The following is a 1,477-nucleotide window of genomic DNA, read 5'->3' on the forward strand; positions in this document are numbered from 1 at the left end:
GACCCTTCGGGTGACGTTAACGGCGTCGAGCGGCGGACGGGTGAGTAATGCCTGGGAAATTGCCCTGATGTGGGGGATAACCATTGGAAACGATGGCTAATACCGCATAATGCCTTCGGGCCAAAGAGGGGGACCTTCGGGCCTCTCGCGTCAGGATATGCCCAGGTGGGATTAGCTAGTTGGTGAGGTAATGGCTCACCAAGGCGACGATCCCTAGCTGGTCTGAGAGGATGATCAGCCACACTGGAACTGAGACACGGTCCAGACTCCTACGGGAGGCAGCAGTGGGGAATATTGCACAATGGGCGCAAGCCTGATGCAGCCATGCCGCGTGTGTGAAGAAGGCCTTCGGGTTGTAAAGCACTTTCAGCAGTGAGGAAGGCGGGTACGTTAATAGCGTGCTCGTTTGACGTTAGCTGCAGAAGAAGCACCGGCTAACTCCGTGCCAGCAGCCGCGGTAATACGGAGGGTGCGAGCGTTAATCGGAATTACTGGGCGTAAAGCGCATGCAGGTGGTTCGTTAAGTCAGATGTGAAAGCCCGGGGCTCAACCTCGGAACTGCATTTGAAACTGGCGGACTAGAGTACTGTAGAGGGGGGTAGAATTTCAGGTGTAGCGGTGAAATGCGTAGAGATCTGAAGGAATACCGGTGGCGAAGGCGGCCCCCTGGACAGATACTGACACTCAGATGCGAAAGCGTGGGGAGCAAACAGGATTAGATACCCTGGTAGTCCACGCCGTAAACGATGTCTACTTGGAGGTTGTGGCCTTGAGCCGTGGCTTTCGGAGCTAACGCGTTAAGTAGACCGCCTGGGGAGTACGGTCGCAAGATTAAAACTCAAATGAATTGACGGGGGCCCGCACAAGCGGTGGAGCATGTGGTTTAATTCGATGCAACGCGAAGAACCTTACCTACTCTTGACATCCAGAGAAGCCAGCGGAGACGCAGGTGTGCCTTCGGGAGCTCTGAGACAGGTGCTGCATGGCTGTCGTCAGCTCGTGTTGTGAAATGTTGGGTTAAGTCCCGCAACGAGCGCAACCCTTATCCTTGTTTGCCAGCGAGTAATGTCGGGAACTCCAGGGAGACTGCCGGTGATAAACCGGAGGAAGGTGGGGACGACGTCAAGTCATCATGGCCCTTACGAGTAGGGCTACACACGTGCTACAATGGCGCATACAGAGGGCAGCCAACTTGCGAAAGTGAGCGAATCCCAAAAAGTGCGTCGTAGTCCGGATTGGAGTCTGCAACTCGACTCCATGAAGTCGGAATCGCTAGTAATCGTAGATCAGAATGCTACGGTGAATACGTTCCCGGGCCTTGTACACACCGCCCGTCACACCATGGGAGTGGGCTGCAAAAGAAGTGGGTAGTTTAACCTTCGGGAGGACGCTCACCACTTTGTGGTTCATGACTGGGGTGAAGTCGTAACAAGGTAGCCCTAGGGGAACCTGGGGCTGGATCACCTCCTTATACGAA

The 1,477-nt window shown here is 54.9% G+C and carries 1 rRNA gene; it reads left to right on the forward strand.

Annotated features, from left to right (window positions below):
- Positions 1-1,471 (forward strand): 16S ribosomal RNA (locus VME0621_RS25950); the annotation flags it as partial.
- Positions 1,472-1,477 lie beyond the last annotated feature (6 nt).

This window comes from Vibrio mediterranei (assembly GCF_900088415.1).
Classification (GTDB): Bacteria; Pseudomonadota; Gammaproteobacteria; order Enterobacterales; family Vibrionaceae; genus Vibrio; species Vibrio mediterranei.